Here is a 19,275-nt window from a genome sequence, read left to right as displayed (position 1 = left end):
TTATTTATAATTTTATATATTATTTTCTTAGCTTGCTATATTATCAGAATCCAAGTGGATAAAAAAAGCTATTACAAACGTATCAACTCTTTTTATGACAGAACAGATGAAAAAAAAATTGTCTCTGCATACTTGGAAGCATGGCTGCAAAGCAAATATTTTAACTCAGTCCTAGATATAGGTGCCGGTACCGGTGTTTTTAGTTCAGTATTTCAAAAGCACAGCAAATCACTTACCCTTATTGAAAAAGACGAGTCTTTTTTAAAACACCTTAAAAGAAACTTTAAAAATGCTCAGTGCATTCATGCAAAAATAGAAGAGTATGACCTTACACAATCTTACGATCTTATTTTTTTATCACATGTGCTCTATTATATTCCTCCATCACAATGGGGAGCCCTCCTTGAAACTTTATTATCCAAGCTGAATAAAAATGGTTCCTTGATAGTTATTATGAATACAGACTCTGGAGATTGGTGGAATATTTTAAGACATTTTTATAAAAAATATAAAAATCACATGCCGTTTGATTACACACCGTTATCGGAATTTAAATACCAATTTTTTAATGAAAATGTGGTTAACCTTAGAACCATTCCCTACATTTATCGTGTCTACTTTGAAAGTGCTTATGACCTCAATAAATATATCCATAATGTTTTACTGGGTATCCAAGACACCTCTTTAAAAAAACAACTAAGAGATGAAATTTCTGAGTTCACATATAACAATTTTACAGTTGAAAAATCTCTACGTTATCTAAATTGGCACGCTGAAATGTGGATTATTCAAAACGACTGAGCCTTTACCCCTTGACTTTTAGATCATAAATGTGATTTTAAGTCCTTTTTTAAGGGGAAACAGCTTGTATTGTAAAACTATTATCTTTTATCTATTATTTTTTCATGTGCTATGTTTTGCACAAACTCATGAACAAATCAAAACCATTGATTCATTATCTGAACAACGCCGCAGCAATAAAGAATGGACCAGTGTCTGTAAACATGCCATTCATACAGTTGATGAAGTGAAACTTCTTCTCAATCTCAATAAAGATGACATTGTTCAAACGCTTCAACAAAGAGATGCTGTTTTTTTTGATGCTGACACTCAATACCTTGTTAATGCTGATGTTATTCGTATTATTGGATATTATTTAATCAAGCATCATAATCATCAATTAAAAAACTTTATCACCTACCAAAATTTATATTTGCCAGCATTATCAACCTACTTTCCTGTTTTTAAAAAACATTTTGCTGACTATGGCATCCCCAAGGCTTTATTGGTTTTACCCATTGCAGAAACAGATTTAAAAAGAAACCTCATATCTGGAGAAAATGCTGCCGGCTTATGGCAGTTTACTGAAGCTACGGCTGAAGAATATGGTATTCTATACCGAGATATAGACTTAAGAACAGATATAGATGCCTCAACAGATGCTGCTTGCCGCTATCTTAGCAACATGTATGATAACTATAATTATTGGCCACTGGCAGTTTTAGGCTACAACGGTGGACATAATAGAATTCAACGCGCCTTGGATGAACACTTTTTATCTCCTTTAAATATTCCTACCCAGTGGCAGAGTTTTTTTGTTAGCCTTCCTCAAGAAACACAATGTCACTTAAACCGTTTGATTGCACTCAACTTTGTTTTTTCATATTTTGATAAAATGCCGGAGTTTCGCAACTAAACTAAAAATTGACCCTAAGCTAATTGATGAGGTTGTTATAAAGCTCCCAATGATACTCTGATGACAACTGAAAACTCTCTGTTGTTGCGTTGATACTATTGTCATGAATAGCGTTGCCCTCTGGTGGCACTAAGTTTTCTCGCCGTACATCTCTGATTATAGGCAAAGAACTTGTAACTGTAGTAAAAGTATTATCTCTTAGAATAAACCCTCCTAAAAAACCTTTCTTAACGATGTCGCTGGATAGGGGTGATGCATAGGGATTCACCAAAATCCCATTGCCACTAAAATTTAATACTTGATTGCTCTCAACAACAGTATTACCCAAACCGGATATATGAAAACCCGTTTTACCGTTGGTTAAAGTATTCTGACTAACCTGACAACTTGATCCCTGTCCCACTTGAACACCATAGTTTTGCCCACTTACATTGGCTTGCCCCCACTGACTGATCCTATTGTTATCAATAAAACAATTATGAATAGTACTTCCCACTTGCACGGCATCCCAAGCAGTTTCACTTATAGTGTTATTCCATATATAAACATCCATCACTTCATGAGGAAACTGAATACCTCCACAAATCCAACTACCGCAATTTGGGTTACTCAAACAGTATTGCGAAGTTGTTCCCCCATAAAAACTATTACCCACATAAATCCCTTCACCGCCGGTGTTTTCAATTGTATTATGATGAATATGAATATGCTTCATGATAAAGCTGTCATAACGACGGTCTCCATATTTACAATCATCAGAACTGGGATCGACTTTAGCCATAATGCCTGCAAACTGTGATGCACTGATATGTACATGATCTATCTCAAAATAACTGGATTTTCCTATAGCAATGGCTTGCGCCGCCTGACTGGCCTGAAACTCTAAGCCTATAAAACTTTCATTCTGACCTTTACCTGTAATCCTAAAATACTCGCCTTGTGCATACAGCGCAGGTCTATGGTCACTGGAAACAAGATTAACCCTTCCCATACAGTTACGAATAATAATTGGTTTTGTGCGTGTACCCTTTAAATTTTCAAATCGTATGGGGCCTCTAGTGGGACTAAGTTGTGCATTGAAACATAACTCAGTTCCAGGTGCAAAGGTTCTGGCATCAACCGTGTTTTGGTCTTGGTCAATGATTAAATCACAATCACAACTTGCATTTGGAGTATAGGCAAAGTATTCCTGCCCTAGAGGATAGGGTTCTGGCAAATAACGTCCTTTTGAGCAAGCTGCTAACATGACAACAACTATTACATAACGGCGATATTTTTTTATGACTCCAATCATTTTTTTTTAAGTAAGATATAGCACAGGTCTATCATTGTTGATAGAGCGCCCCATTATTTTTATAATTGACTAAACTGTGATAGCTTCTGTCTGATTTGCTAGAGCTACAAGACATCTCTGTACGTTTTAATCATATACAGATCCTAAATAATATTAGTTTATCTGTTCAAGCTGGGCGTTTAGTAAGTCTTATTGGACCCAGTGGTTGCGGAAAAACAACTTTGTTAAAAACAATCAACGCTTTGGTTCCAATACAGTCTGGAAGTATCACAGTTGATGGCAAAAAAAACTGGCAACTATCCCAATTAAGAAAATTTGTAGCTTATGTCATCCAACAAGAAAGTTTATTTCCCCATTTACCTGTATGGAAAAACATTGCCTTACCCGGAATAATACAAAATAGCTTAGATCGGGTAACGGATGAAAAAATCAAATCTATTTTGGAAGACTTACATCTAGACCCTAACGATGTTTGGAATAAACTGCCAGCCCAACTCAGCGGCGGGCAAAAGCAACGTGTGGCTTTGGCCAGGGCTTTAATCATGCAACCCAAAGTTTTACTTTTAGATGAGCCTTTCTCAGCCTTAGACCCTGTAACCAAACGCTCTTTGCAAGAAACACTGAAAGACTTGCATAAAAAACACAGCACTACCATAGTCATGGTTACGCATGATATCCATGAAGCGTTTATGTTAAGTGAACATATTTTTTTTCTCAATGAAGGTTCTATGATTCAGCAGGGCTCACCCCGTTCATTTTTAGAAAACACAGGCAACCCTCTTGTTCAATCTTTTATTGAAAGCCAGCGCTATGACTATTGATTTTAAAATAAAAAGTCTATGCGTAGGGTTTTTTTTGCTTTTTACTCAAGCAGTTTCAGCTAAAATTATCATTGGTTCAAAAAATTTTACTGAACAACTTATTCTTGGCGAGTTGGCAGCCCAATATCTGGAGCATCAAGGAGAAGAGGTAGAAAGAAAGCTGAACCTTGCTGGTTCACATATTGTGTTTGAAGCCCTTAAACAAGGAAGCATAGATCTTTATCCAGAATACACTGGCACAGGTTATATCTCTATCCTAAAACTTCACGGTGAATCCAATCCAGAAAATATTTGGAACATTGTGCATAAAGAATTTATGCAACAGTATAATCTCAGCTGGTCTAAACCCATAGGCTTTAATAATACTTATGCCCTTGCTGTAAGAAATAGCGATGAAAAGTTTAAAAGCATTACCAACATCGAACAGTTAAAAAATTTATTAGCACAATCAGAGACCCAAAGAATAAAAATGGGCGCACCCCATGCTTTTTTTACCCGGCCCGATGGCTTAAAAGGTCTAAGTCAGTGGTACAACTTAAACCTTAATAATATCAAGCAAATCAATCTAGAACCTGGGCTTATGTATCAAGCCATTGATAATCAACTTGTTGACATTATCACTGCCTTCTCTACAGATGCTAGAATCATTAAATTTAAGCTGGATATTCTTGAAGACAACAAACAATATTTTCCGCCTTACCATGCCGCTTGGCTAGCCAAAAACTCTCTGGTAAAAAACAACCCCGCCGTACAAAAACTATTTTCTGCTTTTGAAAATAAAATCGATAATGCCACCATGCAAAAACTTAATCAACAAGTTGATGAGTATGGTTATGCTGTCGATGTAGTTGCCAAAGAATTTTTACAAAGTCATATTTTTAAGACAAGAAGTAAAACAAGCCTTAAAAAAAACAGCTCACAAAATCTCGGTTTTTTTAAATTTGTAAAATCACAACAAGCGTTGCTCTTTAAAAAGACTTTTGAACATGCATTGCTATGCTTTTTTGTCATTTTATGCTCAATTGTTTTAGCTGTACCCTTAGGCGTTTATGCCCAAAGAAACAAGATTTTTAAAAGGGTTGTATTTTTCATCAGCAATGTTTTACAAACTGTTCCAAGCCTAGCCCTTCTTGGCTTTTTAATTCCTGTTTTGGGCATTGGAATCAAACCTTCTATTGTTGCTTTACTCCTATACTCACTTTTACCCATCATTACCAACACCTATACAGGAATTTCATCCATACCCAAGCATACCAAAGAATCTGCCTTAAGCTTGGGCATGAATCAAAAACAGCTCTTGCGCTATGTTTTGATGCCTCTGGCTCTACCACAAATTTTTGCTGGGATTAGAATAGCCGCTGTTATTACCATTGGCACAGCAACCTTAGCTTCTCTTATTGGTGCTGGAGGTTTAGGAGACCCAATTTTTCAAGGCATCTCACAAGCCAATACCTATTATATTTTATTAGGTGCTATTCCTGCTGCCGCTATGGCCTTAGTTGTAGATGCTATTTTTAAAGCAATTGAAAAGCATGTGTCATGGCAAAAATAATCCACCAATTCTATAATATGCAATGGAGTTGATATCTTTTTAAAGATAGATATAAGCTGAACATGGACTACCCAAATAAAACTCAAGCATTTTTGAATGCACTCAATACCGATCATCCCGATATTGTAATAATGACTGATCATGAAAAATGCATGGATTACCAAAGAGATGAAAGTGCTTGCACGCCTTTATTCAGTTGTCCGGTGGTTTTTCCAAAGAGCACACAAGATATCCAAAACATTGTCAAGCTTGCGCACAAGCTAAAGTTACCCATTGTTCCCAGAGGGGCTGGTTCTGGTTTGAATGGTGCGTGTGTTCCTATTGATGAATCCATCATTATCTGTTTTGAACACATGAACCGTTTGCTTGAACTGGATGAAGAAAATTTCACGGCTACTGTAGAGCCGGGCATGATTACCGGTGACATCCGCAAAACGGTTGAACCCAAAGGCTTATTTTACCCACCCGTACCCGCCAGTGTCGATTATTGCTCTATAGGCGGCAACATCGCCACCAACGCTGGTGGCCTTTGTGCCGTGAAATATGGCGTGACGCGTGAATATGTTAGGGGTTTAGAAGTAGTGCTCCCCAATGGTGAAGTGATTCAAACCGCGGGACCATGGATGAAATGCTCTACAGGCTATGACTTAACCCAATTGTTTACCGGCTCAGAAGGAACATTGGGCATTGTCAGTAAAATCATTTTAAAGCTTATTCCTTTACCCAAACACAGACAAACTTTATTGATTGCCTTTGATAGTTTGGATGCTGCTGCCATTGCCGTTAACTCTTTACTCAAACAAGGTTTATCTATCCCTACCATGGAGCTGATCCCTAAAGAAGCCGTGGATTGTGTGAAAGCGATCTATCAGTACACCTATCCTTTTGAACAGGCGGCTGCCAGTTTATTGATTGAATTGGATGCCATGGGAGAAGATCAAATAGAACAACAAACCATGAAACTATATGAGAGTATTATTGATCTTTGTGCAGATGAGCCGCTCATGGCACAAAATGAGCAACAAAGAGAAGATTTATGGTTGTTTAGAAAAAGTGTGCGCAATAGTATTGTTGCACAAGGAGACTATGTTGAGGCCGATAGTGTTGTAGCCAGAAGTAAAATCAAAAACTTATTACAAGCCGCACGTGAAGTATCTAAAAAGCATAACACAGCCTGTATTTCTTATGGTCATGCTGGCGACGGTAATTTACACACCTATTTTTTAAAACAGGATACGCCTGAACAAGAATGGAATGCTAAAAAAGAACTGATTCTCAATGATTTTTTTACAGCCACGCACAAGCTGGGCGGCACCTTATCCGGTGAGCACGGTATTGGTATGGATAAAGTAAAGTTCATGAACATCACCAATTCTCAAGCGCATCTGGATACCATGCAATCGATTAAAAAAGCCCTCGATCCGCACAACATCATGAATCCAGGTAAGGTTTTAAAACTTTAAACTCTATAACCTTCCAGTTTTAACAACTGTTTTTTTCTTTCAAGTCCACCACCGTAGCCACATAAGCTTCCATCGCTGCCAATGACTCTATGACAAGGAATAACGATAGCAATTTTATTGGCCCCATTGGCATTGGCAACGGCTCTAAAAGCTTTAGGGTGCTGCATACTTTGTGCTTGTTGTTTATAACTTCTTACTTCTCCATAAGGGATAGTCATCAACACTTGCCAAACCTGTTTTTGAAAATCACTGCCCACCATGTGTAAAGCAACAGAAAACTTTTTTCTTTTTCCTGTAAAGTACTCATTCAATTCTTCTTGCAGTTGCTCTATCACTTTATTTTTTTTAAGAACGATGGGGGCTTTAAAATGTTTTTGAATAGCAATCAACTCTGTTTCCAACATTCTTCTGTCATTGAACTCCAACAAACATATTTTTTCATTAATGCTGGCTGCCAACATGGGGCCCAAAGGTGTCAACAGCTGATAACTTTCTATAACCGTATTGGCATCAATATTTTTTGGTGATTTTCCTGTAAGCTGTTTAAAGGCATGCGTAAAACCACTTAAAGATTCATAGCCATACTCCATAGCTGCATCAATCACTTTGCCTCCTTGATTCAAATGACCAAAAGCCTGTCCCATTCTTAAAGATCTTAAGTAGGCTTGAAAGGTCATGTTGTGATTTTTTTTAAACCAACGCCTTACTCTGTTGGGATCTATACCTAAGTCTTTAATATCTTGATCTGAAAAACGATAGCGTTCTTCAGTCTCCATCACTGTAAACAGTATATTTAACCAATCTGGCTTATCCGCTAAAGCCTGCATGGGTGAGCAGACTTTACACGGCCGATAGCCTTTTCTTAACGCTTCTTGACTACTCATTACAAACTCAACATTTTCTTTTTTCGGTTTTCTGGCATGACAGCTTGGACGGCAAAAAATGCCAGTACTGCTGATGCAGGCAAAAAAGGCCCCTTCGTATTGATGGTCTTTGGCCAGCAAGGCTTGATAATACTCATTGAATTTTTCTTGATTTAAGCGCATGAGCCCTTGTTTACTTACAAAAAAAATATGCGACAACCAAAAAATTATCAAGCAATTGATCATTGCATGCACGCACTAAGCTTATAACCTAAAAAAATATAAGTGATTGATATTAATAGAATTTTAAAGAACTTTCTTCTTAGGGTCCTAAATCGAGGGATCTTTTGTTTTTCAAGGCATGTAAACTTTTGTTGCCATTATTTTAGAAGCCAAAAATAAAAAACGTTCCATCTTTTTTTTTTAATTTTTATTGCTATACTATATCTATAGCCAACACTTTTAGACATGAGTTAAAGCTATCATTCATTTTCCTCCTTTGAAGAAAGCCGTGTTCCCCCGCACGGCTTTTTTTGCATTTACACTCAATTTATTTTTTAAGTCAGCTTATCACACGAGTCTTGCCTTTATTGCTTGATTTGCTAGTCTCTGGCACATGAATAAAACTAAAACTTTGATTAAAAATGCCCTTATTGTAACGATGAATGACCAAGAAGATGTCTTTAACAAACATGATATTCTTATAGAAGATGGTGTCATATCTAAAATGGGTCAAGACTTAAGTTCAGAAAGTCCTGATCAATGCATCGATGCCAGTGACAAAATCATGATCCCAGGCCTTATCAATGGCCACACCCATATTGCCATGACACTTTTACGTGGCCTTGCGGATGACCTGCCACTTAATGACTGGCTCAATCAGCATATATGGCCAGCAGAAGCCAAGTTTACCCATGATTATGTTTACTGGGGCAGTAAACTGGCCTGTTGGGAGATGGCTGCCAGTGGCACCACCTGCTTTAATGACATGTATTTTTTTGTTGATGATATTGCAAAAGCGACTCAAGAAAGTGGCATGCGCGGCCTAATTGGTTTTGGTAGCATTGATTTTCCTACACCTAATACAGCCCATATTACTGATGCTGATGAACGCTGGGATTATACCCTAAAGCTCAATCAAGACTTTTTTGCTCAATGGAAAGACCATGCGCATATTCATCCAAGCTATGCTGCCCATGCCCCTTATACTGTTGGTCCAGAGCACCTAGAAAATATTGCCCAAGCAGCGCATGAGCACAATGCCAATATTCATATTCATGTGGCAGAAACCCAGCATGAAACACAACTCATTAATGATACCTTTAAACAGTCTGCTGCCAGTCCCACGCAATACTTAGCTGAACTTGGCTTTTTAAAAGAAAAAATTGTTGCTGCTCATATGGTTTGGACCGATCAAAAAGACCTTGAACTGATTAAAGAATACAATGTTGGTATTGCGCATTGTCCAAAATCCAACTTAAAACTTGGATCGGGCTATGAACATAATATTAGTCAAATGCGAAAAACCAATATTCCAGTTTCTATTGCTACGGATGGTACAGCATCCAATAACACCTTAAACCTATGGAATGAAATTCAGTTTGCCAGCCTACTCCCTAAAGTCAATGACCCCTTGCAAGCTCAGGCTAAAGATGTCTTTAGAATGGCCACCATTGATGGTGCTAAAGCCTTGCATATGGACCATCTGATTGGTTCTATTGAGGTAGGTAAGCGTGCTGACTTGGTATTGCTCTCACAAGATCATGCCAATCAAGTTCCTTATCTGGATGATAGTAATATTTATTCCCGCTTGGTATACGCTACACACAGTGAAAATGTGGATACCGTTATAGTCAACGGGCAATGTCTAAAACAAGACGGTCAAATGAACAATGATTTATTTGACCAAGATCAAATTAAACATGAAGCCTTAAAGATCAGAAAAAGTATTGAGAACATATAAAGCTCATGTTTAGCTATCACTACAGTAAACAAGGACTACTAAGAGTCTCTTATAAACACAAAGTGATTATGCACCTCAAATCTAAAGCCGCTGAAAAACTTTTTTCTCGGTTACAAAGCTGCAACAATAAAGAAGGCATACAAATGCTTCTTGCAAAAGCAACCGGAAACTTTAAACGCGGAAATGAAAAGCTTGCTCAACACAGTGCTCAGAAAAAAAATTAAACCCTTAGATGCACGCATCTATCAAATTATTTTCTTAAGTAGCTTTATTGGCCTTGGCTTATCGTTTAAAGGCCTAACACTTTCTTTCTCTGCCTTAACTTTATGTTTATTGACAGCCATTACTTGCCAGTATTGTTTGGCCAAGCTTCATCAATATCCCCATATCTCAATTCTCAGTGCCATTATAAGCTCCTTATCCATTTGTTTATTGGTCAGAAGCAATTATATATGGGCCTATCCCCTACTGGCTTTGATTGCCATCACATCCAAGTTTACTATTCGCTGGCACAAACAACACATCTTTAACCCAGCTAATTTTGCAATTGTTTTTGCTCTGTTTTTCATAAAACCTATATGGATATCAGATTCACTTTGGGGACACTCCACCAGTCTTATTGTTTGGTTTATGTTCTTGGGCATGGTGGTTACTCAGAAAACAAAAGTTAATCTCCCAAGCTTGGCTTTTTTAGTGTTTTATTTTCTTCTTACCGCCATTAAAACGATTTATTTAGGCTTTGAGTTTTTAGTCTGGGCCCATGAATTTCAATCTGGAGCCTTAATGATTTTTACGTTTTTCATGTTATCCGACCCAAAAACCAGCCCTGATCACATCAAGGGGCAAATCATTTATGCAGCTACGATTGCAAGTTTTAGCTTTATTTTAAAACATCTCTTGTTTATCAATCATGCTTTTTTCTACAGTTTAATCATTGCCTGTTTGCTATCCAATGTTATCTTAAAAAAACAACCCTATCGTTTCAGTTGGTTGCGTTAGACTTACGGTCAATCATCCTTTTTTTTTGTTTGGAGCTGAGCTTTTTTATTGCATACTCTCTTGATAAAGCTTCTCCCTGACTGGAAAACATTTCTTGATAAACCACTTTAATAGGATCTCTACCATAAAAATATTTGGCTCCTTTTTTATTCAAATGTTGTTCAAAACGCTTATCGACATCTTTAGCGATACCCGTATACAAAGACTTGTCTGAACACTGAATCATATAGACATACCAGTTTTCTATGTTTTCACTCATCAAAGTAAGTTTAACAAAAAGCTCTTAGCAACTAAACATTATAATTGTTTATTCACAGCAAGCTTGCTAAAAAGACCCAAGTGGATGCCTCAAATACATATCCTTGCATCATTATTGGTGGTGGCGCAGCGGGTTTAAAAGCTGCGAGTATTCTTGGTCAAAAAAAAATAAAAACCCTGCTATTAGAACATAATTCTAGTTTAGGTCGAAAAATCCTTATCTCTGGCGGTGGCCGCTGTAACTTCACCAATATGCATGCTTCTGCCCAAGATTATATCAGTCAAAACCCTCACTTTGTAAAATCAGCTTTAAGTCAGTACACTGCCAAGGACTTCATTGATGAAGTCAAGCAAGCCAAAATCCCTTTTTATGAAAAAAAACTGGGCCAGTTGTTTTGTAAACGATCGGCACACGATATTCTCAATATGCTCATCAATCGTATTGATAAAAATCAGGTCACTCTTGCCACAAACCAAAGTATTACATCGATCACAAAATCTAAAGATAATTATATTATAAGCCTATCTAGTGATGAGCAATACAGCTGTAAACATTTGATTGTTGCAACGGGTGGACTCTCTTTTAATAAGCTGGGTGCCAGTGATTTTGGCTACACCTTAGCCCAACAGTTTGGGCACACAATTATAAAAACAGAACCCGCCTTGGATGGTTTTAAAGCTCAGGACAATGATTTAAAAAAATTTTCACTCTTAGCTGGTGTATCATTACCCGTAAGCATTAAGACCAATGGCTACACTGTTGAAGATGATCTTTTATTCACACATCAGGGTTTAAGTGGTCCTGCTGCCTTGAAAGCCAGTTTATATTGGCAGCATACAATGCCCGTCTGCCTTAATTTTTTACCTCAATTTTCAAACACTGTTTTATTTGAAAAAGCATTACAAGAGCAAAAACAAACTCAAGGGCATAAACAGCTTAAATCACTGTTAAAACCGCTTTTACCTCAACGTTTTATTGAAAATTTTATTGAAAACGCTGTATTGAATAAAAAAATTGCTGAACTAAGAACTGTTCAACTTCACGATATTGCTGAACAAATGACTCAGTTTACTTTTACCCCCCTAAAAACAGTAGGGTATCATAAAGCAGAAGTAACTCGGGGAGGTGTCTGTACTAAGGATATTTCTTCTAAAACCATGCAATCCAAACTTTGTCCAGGATTGTACTTTATTGGTGAAGTTGTTGATGTCACAGGTCAATTGGGAGGTTACAACTTTCAATGGGCTTGGTCTTCTGCCCATGCTTGCGCTAGCCACATTCATTAAACGGATTGACCTAAATTTATTGATTGGCATCAATGATGATACCGTTAACAAAGTCCATCTGATATTCTTTTTGTTCTGACTTAAGGACCTCAAAATGCAACTTATGTTTCTTGTAAAATGCTTTTAAGGTTGCCACTGCAGCATACTGAATCTTGGCTTCAGGCTCATCTTTTTTTTCTGGCAGCACATAATCAAGTGCATAATCTATGTGCATGGTATCGTTATTTTCTGCATCTTTTTTAGCATCAATAATCTCAATTTGAATATCTTTGCCTTTGGCACCAGTAATTTTTTTATCCAACACTTTATAAAACAATTGTGTTGCTTGTTGAATGTCTTGTTCACTTAAGTTCACAGGCTTTGGTTTTATAACACAGGCAGAAAACAAGCATAGCACTAAAACAAATAGGTAATTTAAAATAATTCTCATACTCTTACTATTATACTTAAAAAATGGTTAATTAAGAACCCTAAAAAATTAACTCCGGCGTATTTCTAAATTACTGTGTGGTTCTTATATGGCTATAATTTAAGCTGGCCACCATAAAGCTGCCGCCTAAAAGATTGCCCAAAACCGCTGCACTTAAAAAACGGCCCATTTCCGACAAGCCAATACTGGCATCAATAAACAAAGCCACAAACATCTCTGCTGATCCTGCAACACAGTGATGGAGTCCGCCAATACCAATGAGGAAGGTAACAATATAAATACAAAGCATTTGTGCGGTAGATGAAGAGCTTGCATAAAGCAACCATCCTCCCAAGGCCATTAACCAACCGGCTAAAACAGCGCTGATAAAGATCTGCATCCATGGATGTTTAATCAAGTGCTGAGCAACATAGATATAACCACTTTCATTTTGAATCACTGGGTCAGCTAAGGATATCAAACCGGCGCTTACAGCTGTCCCAATCAGGTTTCCAAAAAGCACAATGGACCATAACCTTACAAGTTTGGTAAAGCTGCATTTTTTATCAAGGTAAGGGTAAACGGCCAAAGCTGTATGTTCAGTAAACAACTGAGAAGCACTAAATATACAAATAATAAAGCCTAAAGGATAAACCATAGCCATGGCCAAACGCCTATATACAAAACCCATTTCGGCTGTTGCGGTATAAGCAAAGGCTACTGCCATTGCAGCAAAGCCTAAGATTAATCCTGCAGATATTGCAGACAAAAGCAGTGAAAAAAAACTTCGTTTCATCTGTTCAGAGCCTTCTTCAATGGCTTTTTCTAAGATATCATCTGGATGCCTGGCAACTTCGTCATTTCTTTTAATAATGACGGACACATATTCTTTTTCTTCATTTATTCTAGCTATTCTACGTTCTGTTGAAGCTTCTTCATAAACGATGCCACCTTGAACTCTATAATCTTTATTTTTTTCTGACACTGCAACCTCACAGTAATGCTTAAAAAGTTAAGCCTATTAATATTGATTAGCGATTAACATTACTTTTTAGCTTTCAAGTAAACTGACTTTTCCAGTAAGTACATTGTAAACAGCACCTTGGATGAAAATCATCTTATCATCGACAAGCTTTTTAAGTACAGCATTATCTTTTTTTATTTTACCCACACTATTTTTTATGTGTTGTAGATTGGCTTTTTCTATCCACTCACTTAAAGGTAGGTTTCCTCCTGCTCGTGTGGCTTCTACAGCAGGTTTTATTTTATTTAATACTGATATAAAACCGCCATGCTTTTGTACATCTTGACATGCCCCGGCAACCGCTTCACATTGTGTATGTCCCAGAACCATAACGTACTTTATCCCCACAGACTGACACGCATACTCAAGACTTCCCAAAATATCGTCATTGATAACAACGCCTGCAATTCTAATAACCAAAACATCTCCAATACTTTGGTCAAAAATAAGTTCAGGAACCAAACGCGAATCCATACATGTTACGATAACAGCAATAGGACACCGCTGACGCTTGTTTATCCCTATCCTATCTATGGTTTGATGTTTAATGTCACCAACATCGCTCATAAAACGTTTATTGCCTTCTAATAAAGTTTCTAAGGCACTTTGTGGCGACATTGCATCCAATTCTTGCTTATTGTTCATTGCTTATAACCTTTTATCAGACATGCTTTAAATATCTTACTTTTTAATTGAATATCAACCTGATCAAATAAAAATCACTAATCGTATTAATTGGGTCACAATCCATATTCACTTAAAATTGATCCTGTATGCTCTATTAATATTCAATTTGCTTTAAGGTTTTACTGTGAGTTTAAAGTACCTGTCTGATGCAAAAATATAGTTTTTGATAAAGATACCTCAAAGCGATCTTATTGAATATGCTCTATTGCTAATTGCCCATGATCAACATAAAAAAATACAATATATCAAGAATTAAAAAGAAAGTGGTACCCCCAAGGTCATACTTGCGTCAGCAAGTAAAATAAAAACAGTTGAACCCCTTGGGGTTCAAAGCCCATCCCGCTTCGCTCTTTTTTAAAGAGGGGCTCACGCCCCTCTCACAAATTAAAAGCGTCGTTTTAATTTGCTCACTCCCGTGTGCAAAGCCATATAAAATGGCTTTGCATCAACACTTTTACTATCAAGGCCATGTTTGCGTAGCAAACACAAATAAAAAATGAACTAGCGCCAACGGCGCGTAGTTCAAATCCCCAAATAGCACTTTATTTGAATGGAAAGATGAACTTGAAATGTACCTTGTTCTAAAAGAAGAAAGTGGTACCCCCAAGGGGATTTGAACCCCTGTTTTCGCCGTGAAAGGGCGGTGTCCTGGACCGGGCTAGACGATGGGGGCGCCTAAACAGCTTATCAACAAGCTGCTATCCTTATTCTGTTTATGGTGAGCCCGGTTGGATTTGAACCAACGACCCATTGCTTAAAAGGCAATTGCTCTACCCCTGAGCTACGGGCCCAAAACAGAATTCAGCTTATACATAGAACCTTGCAAATGCGCAAGGGAAAGCTGTATTTTTTTCACACTTTTTATCGCACTAAAAAATTGTAGCCTCAATAATTCTTTCTTTTCTTGCTGGACCTGTAGATATCATGCTGATTTTTGCTTCAGTTAAGGCTTCAATACGATCTAAAAAAACTTGTGCATTTTTGGGCAAATCTTTTCTAGATGAACAGTTTTCTGGGAGTGCCTCCCAACCTTCAAAACTTTCATAAACTGGGTCGCATTTTTCTAAAATTCTCCAATCGGCGATAAATTCCGTATGCTCTTGTCCATCAACCTTATAAGAAGTTGCAATTTTTATGGTTTTTAAACCATTTAAAACATCCAGTTTAGTCACCACCAAGTCTGTTATTCCATTAACTCTCACAGCATGCTGCAAACATACTGCATCAAGCCAGCCACATCGTCTGGGTCTTCCAGTGGTTGCACCAAATTCATGGCCGTTTTCTTGTAAGTACCTGCCATCTTCATCATCCAGTTCAGTTGGAAACGGTCCAGACCCCACTCTTGTAGTATAGGCCTTCATAATGCCCACAACTTTATCAATATGGCTAGGACCTACGCCTGATCCCGTACAGGCAGAGCCTGCAATTGTATTAGATGACGTCACAAAAGGATAGGTTCCATGATCAACATCAAGTGATGTTCCCTGCGCCCCTTCAAATAAAATGTTTTTACCCGCTTTTTTTGCAGTATAAATATAATGCGACGTATTGGTGATATAATCTGTCACCCACTGACAATGCTCCTGTATTTTTTCAAGCATTACTTTACTATCTAAAGCTGGTTCGTTATAGACTTTGGTCAAAAGTTCATTCTTACCGTTAACAATGGCATCAAGCTTACTTTCAAACCATTTCATAGATAAAAGGTCACCCATCCTCAAACCTTCTCGAGCCACTTTATCCACATAACAAGGGCCAATCCCTCTTCCCGTGGTTCCAATTTTAGCATCACCGCGTTTTTTTTCTGCCGCAAGGTCCAGCTGCTTGTGATACGGCATGATAATATGAGCATTTTCACTTATTTTAAGATTATCAGAACTGATTGGAATACCCGCAGCATTGAGTTGATCAATTTCTTGCTTGAGGACGTCCAAGTCAATCACAACGCCATTGCCAATGACGCACACTGTATTTTCTCGTAATATTCCTGAAGGAATCAAATGCAATACAACTTTTTTACCCTCAACCACAAGCGTATGGCCGGCATTATTTCCTCCTTGAAAACGCACCACCAAGTCTGCTTGCTCCGCAAAAATATCAACAACTTTACCTTTTCCTTCGTCGCCCCATTGGGCGCCAACAACAACTACATTTGCCATTTTTTTACTATTAACATGCGTGTAAAAAAAGACTAGAAAATCTGTTTTAAAAAGAAAAATATAAAACTTTATGGCACATGAACAGTTTCCACGGAGTGTACCATGGCTAAGTCTAATATTTCTGACAAACATTGCTTACTCAAAGCCTGATTCATTCTAACAATGGATATTGCTAAATCACTGTCTTTTTTGGTTGAAGATAAACACAACTCTTCTATATTGATCTTTTCCTGGCCAATCATTGTTGTCCAGGCGGCTAAGTTGCCGGGTTGATCCTTGTTTTCAATAATGAGCATATGCCCCTTGGGTTCAATCTCTAGTGCATAGCCATTCCAAGACACGACTTTAAGTAGCCTCTGCCCTAAAAGCGCACCTTCAACACAATAGGTATTCTGTGCAGTGGTTAACTCAATTTTGATCCAATGGGTATAATCTATGGATGCATCATAAACTGTGGTGGAGCTGTGAATATCTCTTTTTTGCGCCTCTAGCTCAACATTAACAAAGTTAATGGAGTCTTGACACACAGGACGCAAAGCTCCCACCAATGCTGACGCTTTTAACGCCATTTGATCTTCATTCGATAAGCTGCCTGAGAAAGCAACATTGAGTGATTGTAAGGGTTCTTTAATGGTTTGAGCCATCATCGAGGCCATTTTTTCTGTTAACTCCAAAAGCTTGCCTAATTTTAAAAAGCTTTCTGGCAGGATGGCCGGCACATTGACGCCATTCACAACCAAATCTTTTTCTAAATAAACTTTTAATTGTTCAATCACTGCAAGACCGACATTGTCTTGAGCTTCATAGCTGGAGGCACCTAAATGTGGAAGAACAACAAGATTAGATAACTGAAGCAAAGGAGAGGTTTCTGGCAAAGGCTCTTGTTCATAGACATCCAAGCCAGCAGCATACAGGTGTCCTTTTTGCATCACTTTGCACAAAGCTTTTTCATCAATCAAACCGCCTCTGGCAGCATTGATTAAAATAGCATGCGGTTTCATCATCATTAACTTTTCAGTATTAAGCAAGTAGTGACTTTCTTCTGTAAGGGCTAAATGCAAAGAAACAACATCTGCTTGTTTAAGAGCCTCATCCAAGCTTTGCTTTATAACTCCAACTTTATCCATACTTTCTTTTGATATGTAGGGATCATAAGCCACAACATTCATCCCAAAGGCCAAAGCTTTTTTGGCCACTTCTCTACCCACATTGCCAAAGCCCACTATAGCCAAAGTCTTTCCCATAAGCTCATAGCCCATGAAAGATTTTCTGTCCCAATGGCCTTGTTGTGTTTTTTGGTGGGCTTGCGCCACATGCCTAGCGCAAGCAAACATCAAAGCTATACTTAGCTCAGCTGCTGCATTGGCATTTTTGGCAGGTGTATTCATAACTGCAATGCCCTTTTGAGTTGCAGCTTTAATATCGATGTTATCTGTGCCCATGCCTGCGCGAACAATCAAGCGCAGTTGCCTACATTGCTTTAATAATTGTGCATCAAGCTGTGTTGCACTTCTAACAATGACGATATTAGCCTGCTCAATAATTTGTTGCTTTAAATGATCTGGGTCTTTTTCTATAAATTCAAGCTGCTCCATTGCTCGAACAGCCGCAACAACATGTTCCGGCAAAGAATCACAAATGAGGATTTTCATATGAACTCCGCTGTAACTCTACAGTTGCTTCCTCTATTGCCGCTGATCTAGAGTAATCTTGAGTTTTTAAAAAGGCATCAATATCGTTTAAGGCTTCAGACATATCATCAGGATAACAATAACCCATATGGGCAAAGCGAAATACTCTGCCTTTTAATTCACCTTGGCCTCCGGCCAACCATAAGCCATATTTTTGTTTAAGTTGTTGTAAGAACAGTGGCACATCAAAATCATCTTTGGTCATAACAGCTGTCAGTCCCAAGGCTGCATCATGATCTTTATTGAGTAGCTCAAAACCTTGTGCTTTAAAGTAAGACCGAGTGACTCTTTGTAAAAAGCTGTGTCTGGCATGAATAATGCCCATGCCCTCTTTTAAAATCATACTCAGTGCCTGTCTCAAGCCAAAAAACAAAGGCACCGCAGGTGTGTATGCGCTGGCGCCAGTGACTTGTGATTTCAACTCTTTTTGAATAGAAAAGTAATACGAACGGCTTGATTTAAGTAGACTCAAACGTGCCTTTTCATTGAGTGTAACACTGGCTAAACCTGGTGGACACATCAATGCTTTTTGTGACCCCCCAATCAAAACATCAATTCCATCACGATCCAAGGTAAAAGGATAAATGCCTAAGGCAGTAATTGCATCTACAATCAACAGAGTGTCGAGTTTTTTTAATAGTTTGCCAAGAGCATACACTGGGTGAAAAACTCCAGTTGAGGTTTCACAAGCCTGCATGAGAACCGCTTTGGGTTGGTGCTCTTTTACCCAGTCCATTATTTCACTAATATTAATACTTTCGCCCCAAGGACAAACAAACTCTTTGACATTTAATGCATAATTCAAACAAATGTCACGCCAACGCTCACCAAATTTACCTCCATGAATCACCACAACATCATCCCCAGCATTAAAAAAAGATGCTGCTGTTGCTTCCATTGCTCCAGAGCCAGAACTGGTAAAAATAGCTGTATTGGTTTTTTCGCCTAAAAGTTTTTTAAATAAGCTTTGTATATCCAAGTAACACTGCTCAAATTCCTGTGATCGATGATGAAAATAAGATTGCGTTATAACCTGCTTAACTTGGTCTGGAACTTGCGTAGGACCCGGTGTAAATAAACGTACCTTTTGTTTTGAATCACTCATCATT

The 19,275-nt window shown here is 38.0% G+C and carries 17 protein-coding genes and 2 tRNA genes; 8 read left to right on the top strand and 11 right to left on the bottom strand.

Features of this window, described 5'->3' with window-relative positions; translation table 11 throughout:
- Positions 1-54: 54 nt before the first annotated feature.
- Both MRY82_01090 and MRY82_01085 read left to right on the top strand, forming a co-directional pair.
- The gene (locus MRY82_01090) at positions 55-801 is read left to right on the top strand and encodes a class I SAM-dependent methyltransferase (protein ID MCI5071522.1); all 747 of its coding nucleotides are present in this window, start codon (positions 55-57) and stop codon (positions 799-801) included.
- Between the two features lie 64 nt (positions 802-865).
- Positions 866-1,696, top strand: coding sequence for a transglycosylase SLT domain-containing protein (locus MRY82_01085; GenBank protein ID MCI5071521.1), 831 nt, complete (start codon positions 866-868; stop codon positions 1,694-1,696).
- A 19-nt stretch (positions 1,697-1,715) separates the two neighbouring features.
- Here MRY82_01085 and MRY82_01080 read toward each other — a convergent pair whose 3' ends face one another.
- A complete protein-coding gene (locus tag MRY82_01080) occupies positions 1,716-2,990 on the bottom strand; it encodes a right-handed parallel beta-helix repeat-containing protein (GenBank protein MCI5071520.1) in 1,275 nt (424 codons plus the stop codon).
- A gap of 95 nt (positions 2,991-3,085) precedes the next feature.
- On the opposite strand from MRY82_01080, the gene MRY82_01075 reads away from it, so the two are divergent.
- The 3 genes from MRY82_01075 to MRY82_01065 all read left to right on the top strand — a co-directional run bounded on the left by MRY82_01075 (position 3,086) and on the right by MRY82_01065 (position 6,826).
- A complete protein-coding gene (locus MRY82_01075) occupies positions 3,086-3,811 on the top strand; it encodes an ATP-binding cassette domain-containing protein (GenBank protein ID MCI5071519.1) in 726 nt (241 codons plus the stop codon).
- Positions 3,801-5,363 carry an ABC transporter permease subunit gene (locus MRY82_01070; protein MCI5071518.1) on the top strand — a complete coding sequence of 521 codons (1,563 nt, stop codon included), beginning with the start codon at positions 3,801-3,803 and terminating at the stop codon, positions 5,361-5,363. The genes MRY82_01075 and MRY82_01070 overlap by 11 nt, the downstream gene beginning before the upstream one ends.
- A 62-nt stretch (positions 5,364-5,425) precedes the next feature.
- On the top strand, positions 5,426-6,826 hold the full coding sequence (locus MRY82_01065) for an FAD-binding protein (protein ID MCI5071517.1): 1,401 nt from the start codon (positions 5,426-5,428) through the stop codon (positions 6,824-6,826).
- Here the strand turns inward: MRY82_01065 and MRY82_01060 are convergent.
- Positions 6,823-7,872 carry a methylated-DNA--[protein]-cysteine S-methyltransferase gene (locus tag MRY82_01060; GenBank protein ID MCI5071516.1) on the bottom strand — a complete coding sequence of 350 codons (1,050 nt, stop codon included), beginning with the start codon at positions 7,870-7,872 and terminating at the stop codon, positions 6,823-6,825. The two genes, MRY82_01065 and MRY82_01060, sit on opposite strands and share 4 nt — an antisense overlap.
- A gap of 433 nt (positions 7,873-8,305) precedes the next feature.
- Here MRY82_01060 and MRY82_01055 point away from each other — a divergent pair, with 433 nt between their 5' ends.
- Both MRY82_01055 and MRY82_01050 read left to right on the top strand, forming a co-directional pair.
- Positions 8,306-9,652, top strand: coding sequence for an amidohydrolase (locus tag MRY82_01055; protein ID MCI5071515.1), 1,347 nt, complete (start codon positions 8,306-8,308; stop codon positions 9,650-9,652).
- Positions 9,653-9,835: 183 nt separating this feature from the next.
- Positions 9,836-10,651 (top strand): RnfABCDGE type electron transport complex subunit D, encoded by an 816-nt coding sequence (locus MRY82_01050; GenBank protein ID MCI5071514.1) that lies wholly within the window; start codon positions 9,836-9,838, stop codon positions 10,649-10,651.
- Here MRY82_01050 and MRY82_01045 read toward each other — a convergent pair.
- Complete coding sequence (locus MRY82_01045; GenBank protein ID MCI5071513.1) at positions 10,635-10,910, bottom strand: GIY-YIG nuclease family protein; 276 nt, start codon at positions 10,908-10,910, stop codon at positions 10,635-10,637. The genes MRY82_01050 and MRY82_01045 overlap by 17 nt on opposite strands.
- A gap of 80 nt (positions 10,911-10,990) precedes the next feature.
- On the opposite strand from MRY82_01045, the gene MRY82_01040 reads away from it, so the two are divergent.
- A complete protein-coding gene (locus MRY82_01040; GenBank protein MCI5071512.1) occupies positions 10,991-12,196 on the top strand; it encodes an NAD(P)/FAD-dependent oxidoreductase in 1,206 nt (401 codons plus the stop codon).
- Between the two features lie 16 nt (positions 12,197-12,212).
- Here the strand turns inward: MRY82_01040 and MRY82_01035 are convergent, their stop codons facing one another.
- The 8 genes from MRY82_01035 to MRY82_01000 all read right to left on the bottom strand — a co-directional run bounded on the left by MRY82_01035 (position 12,213) and on the right by MRY82_01000 (position 19,274).
- Entirely contained in the window at positions 12,213-12,626 is a 414-nt protein-coding gene (locus MRY82_01035; protein MCI5071511.1) for a hypothetical protein, read from the bottom strand.
- Positions 12,627-12,696: 70 nt separating this feature from the next.
- Positions 12,697-13,590 carry a formate/nitrite transporter family protein gene (locus tag MRY82_01030; GenBank protein ID MCI5071510.1) on the bottom strand — a complete coding sequence of 298 codons (894 nt, stop codon included), beginning with the start codon at positions 13,588-13,590 and terminating at the stop codon, positions 12,697-12,699.
- A gap of 66 nt (positions 13,591-13,656) precedes the next feature.
- Positions 13,657-14,274 carry a carbonic anhydrase gene (locus tag MRY82_01025; GenBank protein ID MCI5071509.1) on the bottom strand — a complete coding sequence of 206 codons (618 nt, stop codon included), beginning with the start codon at positions 14,272-14,274 and terminating at the stop codon, positions 13,657-13,659.
- Between the two features lie 637 nt (positions 14,275-14,911).
- Positions 14,912-14,989 (bottom strand) — tRNA-Glu (locus MRY82_01020).
- Positions 14,990-15,032: 43 nt separating this feature from the next.
- Positions 15,033-15,107: transfer RNA gene (locus MRY82_01015), tRNA-Lys, on the bottom strand.
- 78 nt (positions 15,108-15,185) lie between these two features.
- On the bottom strand, positions 15,186-16,475 hold the full coding sequence (locus MRY82_01010; GenBank protein ID MCI5071508.1) for an adenylosuccinate synthase: 1,290 nt from the start codon (positions 16,473-16,475) through the stop codon (positions 15,186-15,188).
- A gap of 68 nt (positions 16,476-16,543) precedes the next feature.
- Positions 16,544-18,127, bottom strand: coding sequence for a phosphoglycerate dehydrogenase (serA, locus tag MRY82_01005; GenBank protein ID MCI5071507.1), 1,584 nt, complete (start codon positions 18,125-18,127; stop codon positions 16,544-16,546).
- Complete coding sequence (locus tag MRY82_01000; GenBank protein ID MCI5071506.1) at positions 18,108-19,274, bottom strand: alanine--glyoxylate aminotransferase family protein; 1,167 nt, start codon at positions 19,272-19,274, stop codon at positions 18,108-18,110. The genes serA and MRY82_01000 overlap by 20 nt, the downstream gene beginning before the upstream one ends.
- Position 19,275: the final 1 nt, after the last annotated feature.

The organism is bacterium, from assembly GCA_022763185.1.
Taxonomy (GTDB): domain Bacteria; phylum Bdellovibrionota_G; class JALEGL01; order JALEGL01; family JALEGL01; genus JALEGL01.
This window is presented reverse-complemented; position numbering and strand designations above follow the sequence as displayed.